The 20,889-nt window shown below is 36.4% G+C and carries 12 protein-coding genes; 8 read left to right on the forward strand and 4 right to left on the reverse strand.

Annotated features, from left to right (window positions below):
• Window positions 1-220: 220 nt before the first annotated feature.
• The 3 genes from VCM44_RS07320 to VCM44_RS07330 are packed head-to-tail and all read left to right on the forward strand — an operon-like array spanning window position 221 to window position 3,039.
• Window positions 221-892, forward strand: coding sequence for a hypothetical protein (locus tag VCM44_RS07320; RefSeq protein ID WP_120404949.1), 672 nt, complete (start codon window positions 221-223; stop codon window positions 890-892).
• 39 nt (window positions 893-931) lie between these two features.
• Entirely contained in the window at window positions 932-2,017 is a 1,086-nt protein-coding gene (locus VCM44_RS07325; protein ID WP_334678420.1) for a hypothetical protein, read from the forward strand.
• Window positions 2,014-3,039: a hypothetical protein gene (locus VCM44_RS07330; RefSeq protein WP_334678421.1), complete on the forward strand. Its 1,026-nt coding sequence runs from the start codon at window positions 2,014-2,016 to the stop codon at window positions 3,037-3,039. The genes VCM44_RS07325 and VCM44_RS07330 overlap by 4 nt, the downstream gene beginning before the upstream one ends.
• Here the strand turns inward: VCM44_RS07330 and VCM44_RS07335 are convergent.
• Window positions 3,026-7,987 carry a hypothetical protein gene (locus VCM44_RS07335; protein ID WP_334678422.1) on the reverse strand — a complete coding sequence of 1,654 codons (4,962 nt, stop codon included), beginning with the start codon at window positions 7,985-7,987 and terminating at the stop codon, window positions 3,026-3,028. The two genes, VCM44_RS07330 and VCM44_RS07335, sit on opposite strands and share 14 nt — an antisense overlap.
• Before the next feature lie 378 nt (window positions 7,988-8,365).
• Between VCM44_RS07335 and VCM44_RS07340 the strand changes: the two genes are divergently transcribed.
• From VCM44_RS07340 to VCM44_RS07355, 4 genes are all read left to right on the forward strand, one after another.
• Window positions 8,366-13,687: a hypothetical protein gene (locus VCM44_RS07340; RefSeq protein ID WP_334678423.1), complete on the forward strand. Its 5,322-nt coding sequence runs from the start codon at window positions 8,366-8,368 to the stop codon at window positions 13,685-13,687.
• A 29-nt stretch (window positions 13,688-13,716) separates the two neighbouring features.
• Window positions 13,717-14,694, forward strand: coding sequence for a hypothetical protein (locus VCM44_RS07345; RefSeq protein ID WP_115363125.1), 978 nt, complete (start codon window positions 13,717-13,719; stop codon window positions 14,692-14,694).
• Window positions 14,695-14,734: 40 nt separating this feature from the next.
• On the forward strand, window positions 14,735-15,199 hold the full coding sequence (locus VCM44_RS07350) for a cyclic nucleotide-binding domain-containing protein (RefSeq protein ID WP_115363123.1): 465 nt from the start codon (window positions 14,735-14,737) through the stop codon (window positions 15,197-15,199).
• A gap of 133 nt (window positions 15,200-15,332) precedes the next feature.
• A complete protein-coding gene (locus VCM44_RS07355; RefSeq protein WP_334678424.1) occupies window positions 15,333-15,749 on the forward strand; it encodes a transposase in 417 nt (138 codons plus the stop codon).
• Here VCM44_RS07355 and VCM44_RS07360 read toward each other — a convergent pair.
• Window positions 15,746-16,972, reverse strand: a complete 1,227-nt coding sequence (locus VCM44_RS07360; RefSeq protein ID WP_334678425.1) for a CinA family nicotinamide mononucleotide deamidase-related protein — start codon at window positions 16,970-16,972, stop codon at window positions 15,746-15,748. The genes VCM44_RS07355 and VCM44_RS07360 overlap by 4 nt on opposite strands.
• A 106-nt stretch (window positions 16,973-17,078) precedes the next feature.
• On the opposite strand from VCM44_RS07360, the gene VCM44_RS07365 reads away from it, so the two are divergent.
• Window positions 17,079-18,626 carry an NAD(P)/FAD-dependent oxidoreductase gene (locus VCM44_RS07365; RefSeq protein ID WP_334678426.1) on the forward strand — a complete coding sequence of 516 codons (1,548 nt, stop codon included), beginning with the start codon at window positions 17,079-17,081 and terminating at the stop codon, window positions 18,624-18,626.
• Window positions 18,627-18,635: 9 nt separating this feature from the next.
• On the opposite strand, the gene VCM44_RS07370 is transcribed toward VCM44_RS07365, so the two are convergent.
• Complete coding sequence (locus tag VCM44_RS07370; protein ID WP_334678427.1) at window positions 18,636-19,466, reverse strand: S1 family peptidase; 831 nt, start codon at window positions 19,464-19,466, stop codon at window positions 18,636-18,638.
• A gap of 7 nt (window positions 19,467-19,473) precedes the next feature.
• On the reverse strand, window positions 19,474-20,622 hold the full coding sequence (gene tgt / locus VCM44_RS07375; RefSeq protein ID WP_115363116.1) for a tRNA guanosine(34) transglycosylase Tgt: 1,149 nt from the start codon (window positions 20,620-20,622) through the stop codon (window positions 19,474-19,476).
• Window positions 20,623-20,889 lie beyond the last annotated feature (267 nt).

The following is a 20,889-nucleotide window of genomic DNA, read 5'->3' on the forward strand; positions in this document are numbered from 1 at the left end:
ATAATTGTTGTAAACAGATCTTTTTTGACGAATATGGCCAAAACTGTTGTTAGATTTTGAATAAGATTTTCATTGGCCCTTTATAAGCACCTATTTTTATAGGTATTATATGTGCACTCAAGGAAAATGGGGAAATCTTAATATTTGGATGAGATTTTACTTTTGGTTACTGCGCTTTCTAAGATGGTCCCCGGTTACATACTCTATGGAGGAGAGAGATATGATAAAGCAATTAGCTGTACTACCTGGTGTTATTGTAGGAACAGGACGCCGCGTAAAGCGTATCTACCGTTCGGAGCTTAGAAATATTACTGAGGTTGATGAACTAAAAGAATTTCAAAGATTGGCCTACCAAAGAATTGGAGTTAAGTTTCCAATCGACTTTCTCGCTAGAAATAAAACATTCGCACTTTTTAATCGTCACGGCGTTATGTGTGGTGGTTTTACTTTTGCACTAGGAAGTGACTCACGTGTTGTTAAAAGTCTTCCAGATGAGGCCTTAGCAAAACTTAAAAAAGATGTACCTGACTTTGAAAATGATCTCTTCGAGGCAACTGCTCTTTGGATGTCTCGTTATCAACGTTGTCGTATGCTTGGAGTTTATTTCTGGCTCATGATGTATCTTGAAGCTACTAAGATGAGAAGAAACTTCTATATTTATGCATATTCAAGTTCTAAACCAAAATTAGGTGAAATTTATAATACTATTAGACCTTTTAGACTTTATAAAGGATATACTAAGTTACTTCCAGGGATGACTGAACCAGATGATGAAGTTATCGAGTATGGAACAATGATGAATGTCCACTTTTCATTTGGTCGTATTGTTACTTTCTTATTAAAGAGATTAGTTAGAGCAAGATCAGTAAGAAAAGTTAAATCTTATACTTAGACTTTTTTAAGTCCGATTTAAGTCTTTAAGGAGGCGTCTATGTTGACCTTAGAAGAGGTCATGGAACCATATAGTCATATCAGACTCGCTACGAAATCCGATAATGACGCCATCTTAAACTTCTACAAAGATATACATATGCAAACAGGGACAGAGTCCCTGTCTTTTGATCGTGGTGAAAACTTCTTTGAATTTTATGAAAGAAAAGGAAATCACTACTGGAGTTTCGTCTTTTTAAATGATGATGAAACAATATGTGGAGTAGGGACTATTATTAGGCAAATTCGCCATGTTAATGGAGAGTTTCGACCAGTTGCTTATTTTTGTGACTTACGAGTTTCTCCCGTTGGGGGCAGAAGAGCTAAAGTTCAATGGAGAAAATTGTTTAAAGATATCATTGAGGCCCTGCCAAATTTAAGTGAAGAGTTAAGATGTGAAATGTCTTATACTGCAATTTTATCTGATAATGAGCGTGCCATTAAATCCTTGACGAAAAATGGCCGAGGTTTCAATTACCGTCATATTGATAATTACCATGTTTACTCCGTTGTCTGTCCTCCAGTTTTTAATCCAGCAAGAGGGCGAGTTCAAAAAATAGATTTTAAGAAATTTAATGATTTCTATCGTAGTGAAAACTCTAATCTTGAACTAAGAGAGCAGATCACTGATGAGAAGGACAATAAATACTTTGGTGTATTTGATGGAGCAAAGCTTAGTGCAGTTTTTATGATTACAGACAAGTCATTGGGACGTCGTTATAAATTATATAATATGCAAGCACCTAAGAGGCTATTAACAAAGCTTGTACAATTGATGGGAAGGCCAGGGGTTAGTAATGGTATCTTACAAACTCTTGAAGTTCTTTATTTATCATTTGAAAAATCATTGAGTAATGAAGCAAAAAAAGAAATGATAATGAGTATTCTAAAATATTTCAGTCTTAATAAGACGATGAAGGATTTTCATATTTGTAATTTATATACAGGTCAGGAAAAGTTTAATTTCTCGTACTTTATTGATGGGATAATCGTTGAATCGACAGGGCATATGTTTGAAATTCACGGTGATACAACAGGTCCTCTTTGGCCAGTGAGAAAATTTCGATTTGAAGGAAGTGTTCTGTGATCTTTTCTATTTGGCCATTTAGTATTTTAAAAAACCGTTACCTCTCTAGAGATTGGGTAGGTGTTTGGTATGAGATTCTAAAAGAAAGAGGAGAGAATGATCAATGTGTTATTGGTAGGGCCAAATATATTGATGGTGATATTCATGAGCCTCAGTATTTTGAATACTCACACTCCTTAATGGATGGTAGTGCTTCAATCCCTTTTTATCTTACTAAGCTTGGGGCAAAAAGAGGTCCAATCTTTTCTAATTACAAAAAAGAGATTAGTTTCTTTGATCATATTAAACTTGCTTTTAGAGCAAAGGATATCTCACCAGCACACAAACCTGATTGGAAAATTCAAAGTCAAAAACGACCTAAGAATAATTATGAGTTTGCGCTAAAGGCCTTAAGTGTAGATGAAACAAAAAAGTTTAACGATTACTTGAAAGAGAATAAACTTTCGCAAAATATCGTCATCTTAGAATTATTAAATCGTTTTGTATTTGAGTTGATAAAAGAAGAAAGTCAAAATGAATCATATTCTTGGTTACTTCCAATTAATATTCGAGGCATCGTCAATAAAATTAATCCTTATGAGAATCATACATCATTTGTCCAGATGCGCTTAAATGCTAACTCTACATATGAAAGTATTAGAAAAGTTTTTAGTGCAAAAGTTAAGACTTTAAATCATATAGGACTTTGGTGGGTACATCACATAGGCGTGCTCTTTGGTCGAGGCTATATGGCAAAGTTATCTCGTAAATCAGCAGGTAAGAATTTTTGGCTTGGTACATTTTCAAATGTCGGTTCATGGGATGTGAGAGATGAAACTTATGATAGTTTAGGGGAGCAAGAGGTGTGGTTTGCAACGACTCCTGGTTCAAGAAATTTTCCCATTGGATTAGTGGCCATGGAGTTTAATGCTAAACTTTCTCTTACTTTAAAAGTACATCCTTTCATAAGCGAAAATCATGTTGATACCGCAAAAAATATCTTAGATAAAATCACCACTGAAATAAGATCTAATTACAGTTAAGAACTTGCACTGGTGGTGTAGCGCTTTGAAGTGCGTTAGCTGTTGCTTGTGGAATACAATAAACATTAGAGTTCCACTTCATTCCTTCGAGGAAGTAGTCCACGCGTCCTAATTCATTATCATTATCATAGTTTTGCATGAATCTTTTTACATTACCTGCACCAAGTTGATCAGCGTCCTCAAGAGTCTCTTCAGGAAGTCCGTATTGTCCGTGAACAAGTCCAAAAGCAACAAATCCTTCTGCACACATTTCTCTTTCACATGCAATTACCGCTAGTTTCTCACGGTCTGTCATCATACCTGTTGTTGCTTCAAACTCTGTGTCTGGTAATGTTTGTAGCTCACTTGAGACATAGCGATTTGTATAGGCCGTTACATTAGTATAATTCTTTAGCTGACATTTATTGTTTTGTGGGTTGATGTATCCCGTACAACACATATTAGCATCATCTCCTGCTGCCATTTGAGTTCCTGCTGGCATACAACATGCAAACTCATCGGCCTCAAATACTGTCTTAAAGTCTTGTCCGGCCTGTGTTGTTGTATCAACATCTCTTGTCGCGTTAGTTAGTCCATTTAGAGTATAGAAGTCATCAGTATATTCATCTTGATTAGCATCAGGAGCAGCTCCATTTGAATATTCTGGAGTCGCAGCTGCTGATCTATATATTGGTTTTCTACACATTGGGTAGGAAGCTGATGTATCATGAACAGATTCAATATGATCCTTTATGACAACATTAGGAATACCTGTTAGTTCATAATAACTAAGCCATTTCGTTATATCGAGAGCGATAGGCTCTGGGATATCGAGTAGAGAACATAGATTACCGTTTAGAGCATTATTCCCATCACATGTTGCCTTGTCTTGCTCAGCATAATTATAACATTTGAAATCAGATAGGGTTTGTTGACCATGGGCCTGCATCTTATTAGGACCCCATTCATGGCCGCCACCGTTTTCATCTTTATTAAAACTTCTGACCCAGTTTTCAGAACAACACATCTTCTTACCATATGTTGTCAGTAATTTGTATTGTCTATCAACAGATGGTGTTGTTGGGTCTGAGATATCAACTGTGAGATCATTTCTTTGGATTTCCATTGTATTAAGAGAGTCTGTATTTCTCTCGTACTCTGTTAGAACATTACCTGAGAAGCGTGTTGCTTCCTTGGCACCGATTTCTGCTGCAGGAACTCTTTCAAGATCAACAGTGTCTGTTACTGTAATAGATGAATCTGTAGAAATAGGTGATCCAGTCGTTTCTAGAGTCGGAAGTTTAAATGTATTTCCAATTTCTGAACAACAGCGATTATTTCTAATATCATAGTCACTGTCTGTTACTCTGGCCGGTTGAGAACACACAAGTTCTGTTTGCCAGAATGATAATTCATATTGGCTTGTTAGAGTTAAAATATCTTCTAGTGCAACACCTTTAGTGTTGTCGGCCACAAATTTAGAAGCTGAGCAGTCAAGGTCTGTGAAGCACGTTGAACCTGGCGCTCTTAAGCAAGCGTTAACCGGTAGAGATAGACTTTCGATTATACTTGTATCACTTTCATTTAAATCTGTTAGAAGCTCTTCGTTTGTTAGACCATCAAATACTTCTAAGAAGTATGTACTTAAGTTTTGAGAACGTGATAGTAATTGAAGTTCTGTCGTCTTAGTTGTTACATCTTGAAGAGGATCAAATGCTACATAATTTCCATTAGTATCAAAAGTAGGGCAGCTTAAGAACATATTCTCATTAGTATTATTTTGCATATCTGATACTGTATTACCCATATTTCCAATAAAGTCAGGCATGAATTCAGATGGCTCATCCATAGATGTTACGACATCTTCTAAGTTTGCATCACGGCCTGGTAGACAGAGTCCTTTTACATCATTAAGGATAAGATTTCTTCTTGCTTGGTAGTTTGGCTCTTCATCACCTCTATATTTAAAAGGTCTTCCAAGGCTTGGTGCCACTAAACCTACAGTTGAAACCATTTCAGTATCATTGTCAGCTTGCCCATTTTGAAGAGCTAGAGAAGTTGCTTTTCTAGAGATACGATTATTGAAGTATTTGTTGTCTGCTCCTTCAAGAGGTTGACAGTGATTATTAAAAGAGCAACCGTGAAGTTTCTTTGTCCCTACAGCAGTATATGAAATAGATGATGAATTTGTTTCATTATACTCTGGTCGACAAGCAGCACCGCGACCTCTATATACACATCGTTTCACATTACCTGAAAAAGTACCATTTAAAGATAGTAGGCGATCAATATCTAACTCTTGTGGAATCTCATTAGCATTGATATCAAAGTTTGGATATGGAGAAGATACTGTTGAGATATTCTCACATACATAATCCCAACCAAGAGATGAAACACATTCATTATCTGTGTTACAAGTATGAACTTGCTGACAAGTGGCACCATCGGTTTCAAAGTCAGTTGTTGGAATACTAATACTTCCATTAATAGTAGAGTCTTGAACAGTTACTGAATAACTATTTTCAACTGTTTGATCTGAAAATTTAGCATTTATTGCAAGAAATAATTTATTCGTTGTGGCCTTGATACGTCTCTTTGTACCTACAGCAAACCATTTTACTCCATCAAATGAACCAATGACTGATCCATAATTGAAACCATACCAATCGCGATCATAACCATTGGCGACCATGAAGTGTTGTGTACGCATACGATTTAATCTCTGCTCTTGCACATCTTCAAAAGTCTGATGGGCCCATCCAATCATTGTTGCTGGAACAAAACAGGCGCGTCCAAAGAGAAAATCATCAGAGCGGTATTTACTTGTCTCACTTCTTGAAGAAGTGGAAAGGTCTGGCTGGTAACCAGCAGGACCATTTTCAAATTCATTAGGGAACATTTTTACAGAAGAAGCGTAGTAGTCATTTCCACAAGATGAACAGCTAGAGTAGTTACCACCTGATACAAAAATATCATAAGTTGTACCTTCTTTAACTTGAATCTCTTTAGCTGGTTTTGCTGAACTACTTGTTAAGTCAAAACTTCCGTATATTTCATTAAATCCAACATATCCATCAATATTATTTGGCTTCGCCTTGTCTCCACTAATATAAGCAAAAGCAGATCCTTCTTGAGCAAGTGTAGGGTCGGCGATGACATCTGAAAGAGTTAAGTCTTTCTTTGTTACACCGTTTGAGTCAAAGTATCTTTGAGGTGCAGTCTTAGCAGAAAGATAAAAGTTTTGTTGTAGCGGAGGATCATCTTGTGTTGGTTTTAAATAACACTGATAATCTACAACTGTATCACTCGTGTTTCTAACCTCTTCAAGCGCACATTCTCTTAGTGCACACTTACAATATGATGCGATTTCTGCTTGTGCCTTTTCTTTTGCATCAAGTATTGTTGTGTGATTAGTTAAATCAACATAAAAGATGATCTTTACAGTTTGTGAGTCTTGTACAATATGTGAGCTATTAAAGACAACTTCATTGATTGCACCAACTTCTAAGTTCCAAGATGTATTTTGTGTACGAGTTACATCATCAACTTGTACAACTAATTTATTTCCTAGATTTGCATAGTATGGAATTTGAAAGCGTTGTGTTCCAGGGTAGTGGTCTGTGATAAGGCCTTCATTTTGTCCTTGTTTATACACTTTATAACATTGTGCCTGGAAGTTATTGATTCTCTTACATGAAACATCAGTATAAGCGTCTATTTCTAGATTTTTATATTTATTTTCTTCATCATATGCTGTGGTAATTGTAAGCTTTGTTGTGTCAGTTAAGTTGTCATTTTCACCTGAGATTGATACCTCTCCAGGTCTAACTGATGAGCCATCTTTATATATAACTGCATTTTGATATCTTACTTCGTGTACAGAATTTAAAAATGGTTTAGTCCCTTTATAAATATAGTCAAAGTTTGTATCATCGATATTCGTTTCGTAATTTGAAACGAGATCTGTACGCGCACCTTCATAAATAGTTGTACAAATACCTCTTTCTCCATCGATTGGAGTTGTACACTGATATAATTGTTTTAAACGATTAAAGCGAATAGCTGCTTCTTCATCTGGAGTATATTGATCTTCGTTATCTGTAGGTGGAGTGCTTCCTACTGTACAGATATTGTAATAATTTGGATAATTGTAAATAGCAGATGGATTGAGTTCAATTTCATTAAGAATTGAATTTGGTACTGTTTCTGTTTTTTGTGAAAGATCTTGAACACATTGATTATTTAAACAGCAAAAATCACTTCCGTAAGTTGCACATGCACTATCGCTACTACAGAGGTTATTGCTCCCACCACTATTGTCGCCATTGTATGTAAAATAAACTTTAAAGGCCAAGTTGTTTCCAAGATTCGTTGATAGGTCTTTTCCCATTGAGGTCGCAAACTTAAGTGGCGCGGAAGTAATTGAAACATTTGATAAACTTGAAGAAAGGTCTGAGACTTTGTAAGTCACTTTAGACCAGTCAAGGCCGTTTGCTGTAAAATAAGTTTGTAAGTTACCGCAATAGCTCTGTGATAATCCGGCATCATCCTTACGATAAGTGAAGCGTATAAAGTATTCACGTGATGAGTCTTCTACATTTATAGTGTATTGTGGAAAACCAACCACAAGAAGAGGTGTTCCCGAATTAATAGAAGGAAAATTAACAACTGCACAATAAGTATCTGCTAGGTTTTCTTTAACGTAATTGTGTACACCTTCACCTTTAAGTGTAATCAGATCATCAAAGTAATTATCAATTTCAAAGACTGAAGAGTAAGTGCTGCCACCATATTGAATATATGTTGCCGACGACTCAAAGTCTGGTTCGTTGATGTTACTACCAACGTCTTCACTATCTGTACTAGAAGTTAGACGATTATTGGCCGCTTCAGGTACACACGATGACGCCATCACTAGCACTAGTGTACTTACCAGTATGAATTTTAACTTATCCGTGTATTTCTTCATTTACTATCCCAAGTAATTATCGTCTCAATCACGTAACTACTTAAGATTAATATAAAGTAAGGTTAAAAAATGCCGTAGTAATTTTCAACTTTTATGAGCTTTCAGCTAGTTGCACCTGAAATCTGAGGGCTTAAACTTGAGGGATTAGCTCAGATAGTGGGCATTCATATCTTTTTATTTAAATGAACTCAATGTGACTATTTTAATTGTCAAAATATCACCATATTTAAAAAAGCTGTTTTTGGCCCCTAATATGCTCAGTAGAACTTTATCTATCTGATTTTATTGATCATTACTAAATATATAGCTCTGTATGCCATGAGTATCTTTTATAAGTCACAGAAATCGCTATTCTAGGTGCTATTCGAGGGTAGGATTATGAAAAAAGAAGAAAGAAAAGACGACGGATCAATCTGGAGTTCTTATTCAGATATGTTTACGACAGTTGCTGTCGTTTTCCTAGTTATGTTCGTTTTTGCCATGATCAAGGTCGGGGTAAAGTCACTCCAGCAAGCTCAACAGAAAAAGAAGCATGAAGAGCAGATGCAGGGGATGGTTTCAAAAGAGCAGAAAATCAAAGAAATGAAGGCCAAGAATAAGATTGAGCAATCAATCAATGAGGTCACTGACTATAAGAACGTCATTAATCAAAAGATGGTAGAGCTTTCTAAATTTGTTGAGAAGTTAGAGCAAAACAAGAAAGTTATGCAGGATATGGTTAAGGATCAAATCAAAAAAGAATCAATTGTTGAAAAAGTTGGAAAGCAACTTGATAAAGAGAAGTATAAATCATCTAAAATATCTCGTGAAAACACAAAATTAAAGAAAGAAATTAATGAGAAGTCTGAAGAACTTAAAAAGCGTCTTGAAGAAATTCGTAAAAACAAAGACGATTTAAAGTCAAAAGAATCTCAATTAGACAAGCTGTCAAAGATGATGGAGCGTCAGAAGAAAGAAGAAAAAGAGCTTGAAAAGAAGATAAAGAAAATCGTTCAAGAAATGAAACAAAAGTCTAAAGAGAACGAAAAGCTTTCTAAGAATCTTGAAAAAACAAAAGAAGAAGTAAAGAAGAAGGCAGAAGAAGAAGCAAGAATTAAGCAACTTTTAGAATTTAAAGAAAAGTCTCTCGTTAATCTTGAAAAGAAGATTGAAGATCGCGACTCTATGCTCGCAAAGGCAAAAGATAAGGAAAATATTCTTTTCTCTAAAGTCGGTGAATTAGATAAGAAAAAGAAAGAAGTTGAGGAAGAAAAGAAGAAAATTGAAGAGATGCTTGCTTCAGCTAAGAAAGTTAAGTCTCAGCAAGAAAAGAAGTTAAAAGAGCTTACAACACAAGTATCTAAGCAAACACAGAATATTAAACAAATTGAAAATGTTAAAACAAAGTTAGAAACAAAACTTAAGCAAGAGCAGCAAAAAGTACAAGAACAAGTTGCAGAAAATAAGCTTGTGAATAATGAAATCGTAAAGGTTCGTTCAAAATTGGCCAATACTCTTCAAAAATTATCAGAAGATACTAAAAAAATTCAAGAACTTCAGCAAGTAAAGCGTAAGAATGAAGAAATTATTGCTAAAGCTAATCGTGAAATACAAGGTCGAATTATTGCTCAAGAGAAGCTAGAGAAAAAGATTGTTGAACAAAAGAAGGCCCAAGAGCAGGAAGTTCAAAAGTTAAATCAAGATCATACTCTCAAAGTTGAGAGCCTTAATAAGAAGTATGCCAATATTATTTCAACTAAAGAACATGAGATTAAAACTCTAAATGCCCAACACCAGAATAAAGTTGCTGATCTTACTAAGCAATTTGAAAAGAAAGAGCAATCTCAAAAAGCAGGCTTTGAAAAGAAGGTTGCAGATTTAAATAAGAAGTATCAAGCTGAACTTGATACGAAGGCCAAACAACTTGCCGGACAGAAGAAAGAGTCACAAGAAACTATTGCTCGTTTAAACTCTGACCACCAAAAGAAAGTTGCTGATTTAACGAAAACTTATCAAAAGCAGCAGCAAGATACGAAAATGGGCTATGAGACGCAAATAGCAAATCTTAATAAGAAGTATCAGTCTGAACTTGATACTAAAGAGAAGCAATTAGCAGGACAAAAGAAAGAGTCTCAAGAGACAATTGCTCGTCTTAATTCTGATCACGCTAAGAAAGTCGATGACCTAACGAAGTCTTACGAGAAAAAGCAGCAAGATACAAAGATGGGATATGAATCTCAAATAGCAAATCTTAATAAAAAATATCAAAGTGAGCTTACATCTAAGCAACAACAACTTGATGGTCAAATTAAAAAGTCAAAAGAAACAATCGCAAAACTAAATGCAGATCATGCAAAGAAAGTTGACTCTATTACAAAGTCATATGAGAAAAAGCAACAAGATACAAAAATGGGTTATGAAACTCAAATTGCAAATCTCAATAAGAAATATCAATCAGAGCTTGATACTAAAGATAAGATGCTTGCTGGTCAAAAGAAGAAGTCTGATGAAACAATTGCTAAGCTAAATGCTGATCACGCAAAGAAAGTGAATGATTTAACTAAGTCATATGAGAAAAAGCAGCAAGATACAAAAATGGGTTATGAAACTCAAATTGCTAACTTAAATAAGAAATTTCAGTCTGAATTAGAGACTAAAGATAAGCAATTAGCAGGAACAATTAAAAAATCTCAAGAAACAATTGCAAAACTTAATTCTGATCATGCTAAGAAGATTAATGATTTAGAAAAAATGCACCAAAGAACAGAAGCAAAGACGAAAGCTGGTTATGAAAGTCGTATTGCTGATTTAAATAAGAAGTATCAGTCTGAGTTAGATACAAAAGAAGCACAACTTGCTGGTCAAATTAAAAAATCAAAAGAGACAATTGCCAAGCTTAACTCTGATCATGCTAAGAAAATTACTGATCTTGAGAAAATGCACAAGAAATCTGAAGCAAAACAAAAAGCAGGTTATGAGTCTAAAATTGCTGATCTTAATAAGAAGTATCAGTCAGAACTTGATACAAAAGAAAAGCAACTTGCAGGTGTTAAGAAGGATGCAAAGTCTCAAATTGCAAAACTTAATGCTGATCATAAACGTGAGCTTACTGACTTAACTAAGCAATTTGAAAAGAGTAAGGCCGATCAAAAAATGGCCTATGATAATCAAATCAAGGATCTTAAAGGAAAACACGCCCAGGCGATGGATTCACTTACAGCTCAAAAAGACTCTCAAATTAAAAAGCTTAATGCGGATGTTGCCGCTCGTGATGGAAAGATTGCAGGCTTAAATGATGATGTAAAAGGTCTTAAATCAAATCTTGCACGCTCTCAACAAAATAACCAGGGTTTAAAAGGTGATATTAAAAACCTTCAATCAAAGCTAGCTCAAGGAGACGCGAAGAATAAAGGTCTTGCTGGAGAAGTTGATCGTCTAAAGGCGATGGTTGGAAAACTTGAAGGTGATAAGAAGTCTTTAATGGCACAAAATGGTGGACTTAAAGATGCTCTAGGGCAGGCCGAAGGTAAACTTAAGGGAATGGCCGAAGAAAACGGTGGCCTAAAGAAGGCCCTTGGTCAGGCCCAAGGAAAGCTTGCAGGTATGCAAGAAGAAAATGGTGGTCTTAAGAAAGCTCTAGGTGAAGCTAAAGGCAAGATGAAAGGAATGGGCGAAGAGATCGGAGGCCTAAAAAAAGCTCTTGGTCAGGCCAAAGGAAAACTTGCTGGTATGTCTGAAGAAAATGGCGGACTCAAGAAAGCTCTAGGTGAAGCTAAAGGCAAGATGAAAGGAATGGGCGAAGAAATCGGTGGTCTAAAAAAGGCACTTGGTCAGGCAAAAGGCAAGATGGCCGGTATGGGTAAAGAGATCGGTGGACTTAAAGAGGCTCTTGGTCAGGCAAAAGGCAAAATGGCCGGTATGGGTAAGGAGATCGGTGGTCTTAAAGAGGCTCTTGGTAAAGCAAAAGGTGAGCTTGCTGGACTTGGAAAAGAAAATGGTGGTTTAAAAGAGGCCCTTGGACAAGCGAAAGGAAAGCTTGCTGGTATGGGTAAAGAAATAGGTGGTCTAAAAGAGGCCCTTGGTCAGGCAAAAGGCAAGATGGCCGGTATGGGTAAAGAGATCGGTGGACTTAAAGAGGCCCTTGGTCAGGCAAAAGGCAAGATGGCCGGTATGGGTAAAGAGATCGGTGGACTTAAAGATGCACTTGGTAAAGCTAAAGGTAAGCTTGCTGGTCTTGGAAAAGAGAATGGTGGTCTAAAAGATGCTCTTGGAAAAGCTCGCGGTAAGTTGGCCGGTATGGGTAAAGAGATCGGTGGACTTAAAGATGCACTTGGAAAAGCCAAAGGTAAGATGGCCGGAATGGGTAAAGAGATCGGTGGACTTAAAGATGCACTAGGAAAAGCCAAAGGTGAGCTAGCTGGTCTTGGTAAAGAAAATGGTGGCCTAAAAGAAGCACTTGGAAAAGCAAAAGGTAAACTTGCAGGTATGGGAAAAGAGATCGGTGGACTTAAAGAGGCCCTTGGAAAAGCTAAAGGTGAGTTAGCTGGTCTTGGAAAAGAGAACGGTGGTCTTAAGAAAGCTCTTGGTGAAGCACAAGGAAAACTTGCAGGTCTTGGAAAAGAAAATAAAGGACTTAAAGATCAACTTGGAAAGGCCAAGGGTGATCTCGGTAAGGCAAAAGAGAAGATTGCAACTCTTAATAAAGATAATAATAATCTAAAAGGTAAGGTTGCGGGTCTTGGTAAAGAAGTTAATGATCTTCAAAATGCACTTGCTAATAAGAATGATGAAAATGGTAACTTAGGTCGTAAAATCGCCTCTCTTGGTAATGATCTTAATAACTGTCAGGCAGGTAATGCTGACTTAAGCAAGAAAGTTACAGAACTTGGAAATGGGCTAGATGGAACAACTAAGAAGCTTAATTCTTGTTTAACTGAAATTAACGATAAGAAAGACTTAATGAAGCAAGTTAAGAAGATTGCTAAAAAGGTTGATGATCAAAAGCGTAACCTACGTGCCAATATCGCAAAGAATCTTGCTAATAAGTTTAGAGAAAACGATATTGATGCAGCAGTTGATCCGGTTACAGGTAACGTAACACTACTTATGAATAAGAACTTATTATTTGAGACAGGATCGTCAAGACTTAGTCGCCATGCAAAGACTAAGCTTAAAGGCTTAATCCCTCTATATTCTGAAGTTCTATTTGAAGATGATACTGTTAGAGAACAAATTGATAGCTTCAACGTTGAAGGGCACGCTTCACCACTATTTGCTGGTAAAGCAGTTGATCCAATGATGGCCGAAGCATATTCATATAACTTTAACTTAAACCTTTCGTCACGAAGAGCTCTTGCTATCTCTAACTATATCTATAGTGATGGCATGAACTATCCATATAAGTTCTATATGAGAAATGTGACGAAGTCGATTGGTTACGGGTTCTCAAGACCTGTTCCAATCAAGAAGGTAATTGAGCGCCAGCGCGAATCAATCGCAGCAGAGCTTATCGAGCCTAAAGGATTTATCCTTGAAGACCGTGCTCCTGCAAGTGTGATCGCTGTACCACTTCAAAATGAAGATATGAAGTGTGGTATTTACAGCTGTTCTGAATCACAACGTGTTGAGCTTAGCTTTACGCTTAAGGATGATCCAAAAGCGATGGAGCGTTTAATGAAATTAGATCCAATAGTGAAAAAGGATAACTATACAACCAAATAGTCGAGGATTTGGTAAACAAAGAGGTACGTATGATTGAGTTAGTATTAGGATTTTTCGGTAATTATCTTATCGAATTTATGATGGGGCTACTATGTTGTGCTCTTGTCTTCCGCTACTTGGCCTATCGCCACAGTAAAGATGATGATGCTTATTATTCACGTTTTACAAGAGAATTAGATGCTTGTATCGATGATGATAAGCAAAAGAATATTCCTATTGATGATATCGATTCTTATATGTCTAATTTACTTGGACGTGTAAATGCTGCATTACCTGATAACGCTCTTCGTTTCAGTAATAATGCTAATATTCAAAATCGTCACTATGACGGTAAAGAGGCTATGCAACAAAGAGAAATTGATAAAGAGGCGCAGAGTTCTGATGGAACAAGTATTTCTCTAAATCAATACATTGGTTCTAAGCACGGTCTTATTGCATCCATTCATGGGGAGAGTTCGGTTTTTAAATCAACTGTTCCACCAAATTATACTGAACTTACTGATCGTATTATGAGTGATGATAGAAATTGGACGAAGCTCTATGGGCATATTCCAATTGATGGTGCTTCTCGTATGATCGATATTCTTCCAAACTTATTCATTGTATTTGGGGTTTTTGGTACCTTCATTGGTATTGCCATGGCACTTCCTGAGATTGCTGCCATTGACTTCAATAATATTGAAAAGTCGTCAGATAATCTTACAAACTTCGTTATTAACGTTGCCTTCTCCATGAAGACATCGATTGCGGGGATTTTCTTCTCTTTAATCTTAACTTTCCTAAACACTCTTTTCCCATTACCGGAGAAGCGTTTTAAGATCTTTAAGAAAGTTGAAACAAGTATGCAAAACCTTTGGTATCACCTGCAAAGAGGTAATGCTAAAGAGCAAATTGCAATGGAAGGTGTTTTAAAAGTTCTTCAAAGTATTGAAAGGTACTTAAAAGAAGACGCACCTTTAAAAGAGCAGCAACACGCAAAGCGTGATGATAAGAAAGATGCTGCTTAATTAAAACTTGTAATACTAATTTTAATAAAGAGAGGAAGATATGAGTGTATTATCAATCGTTAAAGGTTGTCCGCTATTTTTCGACCTTTACGACAACGAAATTATGACTATATGTGAGCGCTGTAAGGTTCTAACTTTAAAGCCTGGTGACTATGTATTTAAGCATGGCGATGTGGGTGAAGAGCTTTTTTTGATTCTTAACGGTTCTGCTAAGGTCTTTAATGTAAATGATAAAGAAATTGCTAAATGTAAAAAAGGAGACCTCTTTGGTGAGATGGTTCTTCTAAAAGAAAATGTCCGCTATGGGACAGTTCAATCAGATAATTATACAGATGTTCTCGTTATGAAGTACTCAGACATATTCGGCCTGTACAAAACCAATCCTCGAATATTTTCACTCTTGATACTCAATCTATCAAGGTTACTGGCCGGACGTTTACAAGGCGCAGGTAAACGGATCTCTAACCTTATCACGGAAATGGAAGAATCTAAAAAAGCTGCCTAAGTTGAAGTACAGATGGGGGGAGGGGCCTGGTCACGAATCTGGCCCCTCTTATTTTGTAAGCGTACTTCGAACTTGTTGACCTAAGAATGACTTGTTGATTGAGAGATGATGTTCTTACTTGTAGTTTTTTCGAATGCCAAGACCTAAGCTCATCAGACAAAGTAAATTTCCTTATCATGTTACTTCGCGAACTAATAATAAAGTTCCATTTCCTGTCCCAATATACAAAGCCTGGGACTTTTGTAAGGAGTCACTCATTTATGCAGGAAAACATGCGAAGGTTGAGGTTAATTGTTTTGTTTTAATGAATAATCATTATCACTTACTCGTAACTACACCTTGTGAAAATATTGATCACTTTATGAAGTATTTCAATATGCGATTTTCTATCCTGTTAAGGAAGGCGTCTGGCCATATTAATCATAGATTTAGTAATCGTTATAAATGGTCAATTGTCGAGGATGAACAGTATTTACAAAATGTTTATCGCTATTTTAAAATATCAAAACGTATATCAACTTTTGAAAAAGAAGAGTTTAAGATTCGTTAGCTTTGTCTAATTTCATTCAATAAAACGATTAATCCTTGCTGACAGAACTTATTCTTCAACCTTTTTCGGTCACCGCGAAACTCATATCTGCTTGCACTTACTCCATTCTTAGTAGCAACACCTATGCATACGGTTCCAACAGGCTTACCTGGAGTAGCTCCGCCTGGACCAGCAATACCTGTATAAGAGATGACAATGTCAGCGCCAAGGGATTTTCTTGCGCCATTGGCCATCTCACTAGCTGTTTCAATACTTACAGCTCCATTTTCTTTTAAGGTTTCTTCTTTAACGTGAATAATGCTCTCTTTGATGGAATTAGCGTAACTAACCACTGAGCCTAGAAAAACCGCTGATGATCCTGAGACATCTGTTATTGTTGAACTTGCAAGACCTCCTGTACAGCTTTCTGCAAATCCAATTGTTAAGCCTTTTGCACTGGCTTCATGAACAATAACTTCCTCGATATTACGAGGCCCATAAGTCCATATATTATCTTTTAAGGGAGTTTCTTCTAATATTGCTTTTAATCTTTGACGACTTTCATCGTTTTGATGCTCTGGCCTTAGGTCTACAGTAATATCCACACCAGAGATAATTGGAAGAGAGCTGACTTTTCCAAACTCCTCTAATGTCTCCCACAAGTTGGGGCAAAGTTTAAAGAAGATGGTTTCTTCAGGAATACTGTGAGTTCTACATATGAATAATTCATGACCACTTTGAGCACGATCTTTTAACATTGGAACGATTGTCTCACGAACCATTGCCTGGCATTCTCTTGGAACTCCTGGGGTGCAAAAAACTTCACACTTATCAATTTTAGCGTGAATTCCTGGTGCCATTCCCGCAGGATTGTATAAAGGTAAAGATCCTTCAGGCATCATATGATAGTGACTATTTTCTTTTGACCACTCTCTACCAAAGTTGGCATATTGCTTTATAGCATATTCTCTAGCAAGTTCATTTTCTACTAAAGAGACACCTAAAGCATTAGCGATAATCGACTTCGTAAGATCATCTTTAGTAGGGCCAAGGCCACCAGTGATGATTAAAATATCATTTTCTTTAGATTGTTTTTGTATCTCATTTGTTACTTGATCGAACTTGTCGCCTAAGACGGTGCATTTTTTAAAGCTAAATCCTAAAGGTGCGATCTCTTTTGCTAGTATCTGCAAGTTAAGATCGTTGATTTTAGCGTTTAATAGTTCATCTCCAATAATTATCATGGAGACTCTAAGGGAAATTTTAACCATGTTAATCCTTTAACTTTACCAAGATAGGTTATAATATACGCTGATATTTTATCATATAAATTTACAAGAAAGAGATTGAATGAGTAAAATTACAAATTTTAAATTAGACTTTGATCAAGACTTAGAATTCTACTTAAATAAGAACTTTCCAGGTTTTGAGGATTATCGTATTCATAATAAGGCACTTGACGCACGTGGTGCTAACCGTGGGAAAAAGCCAATCTATAATTATAAGATAGAAGTTATTTACCCTGGTGAGAAATTTAGTGCTTATCAAGAGCAATTCAATTTTCTAGGTGAGTTCAAAGAAAAGCCTATTATTGTAGGAGCAGGGCCTGCTGGATTATTCTGTGCTCTAAGACTTGCTGAATATGGAATAAAGTCAATTGTCATTGAAAGAGGAGATCGTGCCCATAATCGTATGAAGCATATTGCTCGTTTTTGGCGATATAATGAATTTGATAAGGACAATAATGTTTGCTTTGGTGAGGGTGGCGCGGGCCTATTTTCAGATGGTAAACTTATTACTCGTATTAAGTCTCCATATGTTCAATATGTGATGAATAAATTTGTTGATTTTGGTGCTCCTCCTGAAACGGCCTATGTTTCAAATCCACATCTTGGATCAAATAAAATTAGAGGACTAATAAAAAAGATAACAGATCACCTTAAAGAAAAAGGTTGTGAGATCTACTATAACGTGAAGGTTGATGAGGTTCTTTTTGATGAATCTCAAGCTCGTGGTGTAAAGCTTAGTGATGGTAGATTATTAGAAAGTAACAATATTGTTCTAGCAACAGGCCATTCAGCTAAAGAGATGTATCGTCATTTAAAAGAAAAAGAAGTTAAGATGGTACCAAAGGACTTTGCTGTTGGTGTTAGAGTTGAGCATCGTCGTGAGTTAATTGATTTTCTTCAATATGGACGCTTTGTTCACGAAAACCTAGGTGCTGCTCGTTATAAGCTTACATATCACAATAAAGATAATGACAAAGGTACGTATTCTTTTTGTATGTGTCCTGGAGGATATGTTCTTTCATCTGGAACAGATGAAGATGGTATTGTGGTTAATGGAATGAGTAACTTCGCTCGTAATTCACCATGGTCAAATTCGGCCCTTGTTGTTTCTGTTCAAGCTGGTAAAGACTTCTCAACTGATGATGTCTTAAATGGCCATTACTTTCAACGTGATATTGAGAAAAAGGCATATGAAGCTTCTATGGAGCATGCTGAAGGTAAGCAGGTCCCAACCCAAAGACTTAAGGACTTTTTAGAAGGTAAGGTTTCAAAAGATCTTCCTAAGACTTCTTGTCCATCTGGAATCTTTTCTCATTCATTAAACTCTGTTCTACCTGACTTTATTGCAACGGGCTTAAGGGAAGGACTTGAAAGCTTTGATAAGAAAATGCCAGGTTTTATAAATAATGATGCTATTCTAATGGCCCCTGAAACAAGAACCTCTGCTCCTGTAACGATAAAGAGAAGCCGAGCAACTTTTGAGTCAGAATCTCACAAAGGCCTATATCCATGTGGTGAAGGTGCTGGTTATGCAGGTGGGATTACATCTGCTGCTGTCGATGGTGTGAAAGTCGCCATGGCCATGATTCGTAAAGAAAAGAATGTTTAGGTGATGAAGTTATTTTAATTTAATTTTTCTAAGATCAATCGACATTGAAGCATTGGTGTAGAATTCCATATAATCCGTACCGAGATTGTCTTGAATCTCTTTTGATGTGAGAGGATTACTGCGCTTTTGATCGGCAACAGCAAAGAAGAGTCCAATTATATCACCAGTCTCTAAATTCATTACAGCACTTCCTGAGTCTCCTGATTGAGCATCACAGGCAGTGAAGAAAACATCTCTGACTTTATCTTTATTGAAAGTTATATCGATATTTCCATTTAAATAAAGGCAATCGCGATCCATTGATATTTTAGCATCATATCTTCTTAGGTTTGCTTTTCCCGCGCCAAAGCCTACACTCACAAGTCTGTCTCCGATTACCGGATCAGAAAAATCAGTACGAACCTCACTTATTTGAGATAAGAAGTTTAATCTCTCTTCTTTATTTACTTTAAAGTAAATATAATCACTTCCTGACTTGATTGTACCTTCTTGAATAACTCCATCACACGAAGCGTAGCGCTTATTGAATTGAGAATTAATAAGAAGAAGTTTTGAGTCGCGACATTCTCTGTTGCCAGATATGACGTGGTAATTTGTTAGGAAAATATAGTGGTCAGCATTCTCTTTATAAAAGAATGCTGTTCCAACTTTTCTTTTTTTTGTATTTACGACTTTTACAGTTCTTAAGATTAGCTCTTTTATAAACTTGTCTTGCTTTATAAAGAAGCTTTTATTTATACGTGGCCTATTCCATTGGTCACCACCTATATACCTCTTTGCATTAGTTGATAATGCGAAAGTAAGAAGAGTCAATAGTAAGCTTAACCTAATCAGTGCCATTGTTTTCCTAGTTATTCTTTGAACCGTCGTCTTTTTTATAACTCTTTAAGAAGTCTTCTTTCCACTGTGAGTAACGATTATCTAGAATTGCTTCACGAGCTTCTTCTGCCATATTCTTATAAAATTCAATATTGTGCATTGTTGCTAGAACTTGTCCTAGAATTTCATTTGAATCAAATAAGTGCTTCACATATGCGCGTGTAAAGTTCTGGCAGCAGTAACACTTACAATTTGGTTCAATAGGAAAGAAGTCACGACGATAATTCTTATGACGTATTCTAATCTTTCCTCTTCTTGTAAAGAGAGTTCCACCGCGAGCAAATTTCGTTGGAATGATACAGTCACTCATATCAATACCGTTTTCCCATATCATACAAAGATCTTCAGGATTACCAACACCCATTACATAACGAGGTTTATCTTTTGGCATCTTAGGACCTGTGTACTTTACGATCTTCTCCATTAACTCAGGGCCTTCACCAACTGATACTCCACCAATGGCATAGCCTGGTAGATCTCTTTTTACGAGTTCATCGAGACATTCGTCACGGTAGTCATCGTATGTTGATCCTTGAATAATTCCAAAAAGTGCTTGTTTTGGATTTGTCCAAGACTCAATACAGCGGTCTAGCCAACGATGTGTTCGATCAATTGACTTCTTAGTGTATTCGCGTGTTGCAGGGTATGGAATACACTCATCAAAGGCCATCATAATATCTGATCCCAGCTCTTGCTGAATCTCAATTGATGTTTCAGGAGACAGAAGAATTGTCTTACCTTTATGGTCTTTAAATTCTGCTCCTTCTTCTTTGATACTTTTTCTCTGCAAAGAGAATACTTGGAACCCACCAGAATCTGTTAAGATTGGGCGTGGCCAATTCATAAATTTATGAAGGCCTCCTGCTTTCTTAACTAGTTTTGAACCTGGTGATAGGTGAAGGTGATATGTATTTGATAGAATAATTTTTGTATCTAAGTCTTCTAGAAAGTTAGGTGGTAATGCTTTGATGGCACCATGTGTACCAACAGGCATAAATACAGGTGTCGGAATTTCTCCGTGAGGAGTAGTGATGACACCAGCTCTTGCCCCGGACTTTTTGTCTTCGTGGACAACTTTAAATTGAAAATGTTCTTTGACTTGATCTTGAATGCGCATGGACTGCCCTTTGTCGTAACTCGACTTATGTATTCGTTCTAATAACTTTAGTTATTTAAAGTATTTAGCATTAATAAGGCCATTAGGCTTGCTTGTCTATTTAAAACTCTCTTATCTGTAAAAATTAAACAAAAGACGCATACACAGTCAGTGATGAGAGAAATAAGCAAACCATAAAAAATAGGATAAAAAAGTAGTTCATAAGCTCAATTAAACATATCGAGTCTATTGTCACCATTGTTATGAAATATTTATAGAGCAGATAAG

This window comes from Halobacteriovorax sp. DPLXC-1, from assembly GCF_036903125.1.
Taxonomy (GTDB): domain Bacteria; phylum Bdellovibrionota; class Bacteriovoracia; order Bacteriovoracales; family Bacteriovoracaceae; genus Halobacteriovorax_A; species Halobacteriovorax_A vibrionivorans.

Coding starts and splice junctions, on each gene's coding strand:
- VCM44_RS07320 (WP_120404949.1), top strand. CDS start 221: ATGATAAAGCAATTAGCTGTACTACCTGGTGTTATTGTAGGAACAGGA.
- VCM44_RS07325 (WP_334678420.1), top strand. CDS start 932: ATGTTGACCTTAGAAGAGGTCATGGAACCATATAGTCATATCAGACTC.
- VCM44_RS07335 (WP_334678422.1), bottom strand. CDS start 7,987: ATGAAGAAATACACGGATAAGTTAAAATTCATACTGGTAAGTACACTA.
- VCM44_RS07340 (WP_334678423.1), top strand. CDS start 8,366: ATGAAAAAAGAAGAAAGAAAAGACGACGGATCAATCTGGAGTTCTTAT.
- VCM44_RS07345 (WP_115363125.1), top strand. CDS start 13,717: ATGATTGAGTTAGTATTAGGATTTTTCGGTAATTATCTTATCGAATTT.
- VCM44_RS07350 (WP_115363123.1), top strand. CDS start 14,735: ATGAGTGTATTATCAATCGTTAAAGGTTGTCCGCTATTTTTCGACCTT.
- VCM44_RS07355 (WP_334678424.1), top strand. CDS start 15,333: ATGCCAAGACCTAAGCTCATCAGACAAAGTAAATTTCCTTATCATGTT.
- VCM44_RS07360 (WP_334678425.1), bottom strand. CDS start 16,972: ATGATAATTATTGGAGATGAACTATTAAACGCTAAAATCAACGATCTT.
- VCM44_RS07365 (WP_334678426.1), top strand. CDS start 17,079: ATGAGTAAAATTACAAATTTTAAATTAGACTTTGATCAAGACTTAGAA.
- VCM44_RS07370 (WP_334678427.1), bottom strand. CDS start 19,466: ATGGCACTGATTAGGTTAAGCTTACTATTGACTCTTCTTACTTTCGCA.
- tgt (WP_115363116.1), bottom strand. CDS start 20,622: ATGCGCATTCAAGATCAAGTCAAAGAACATTTTCAATTTAAAGTTGTC.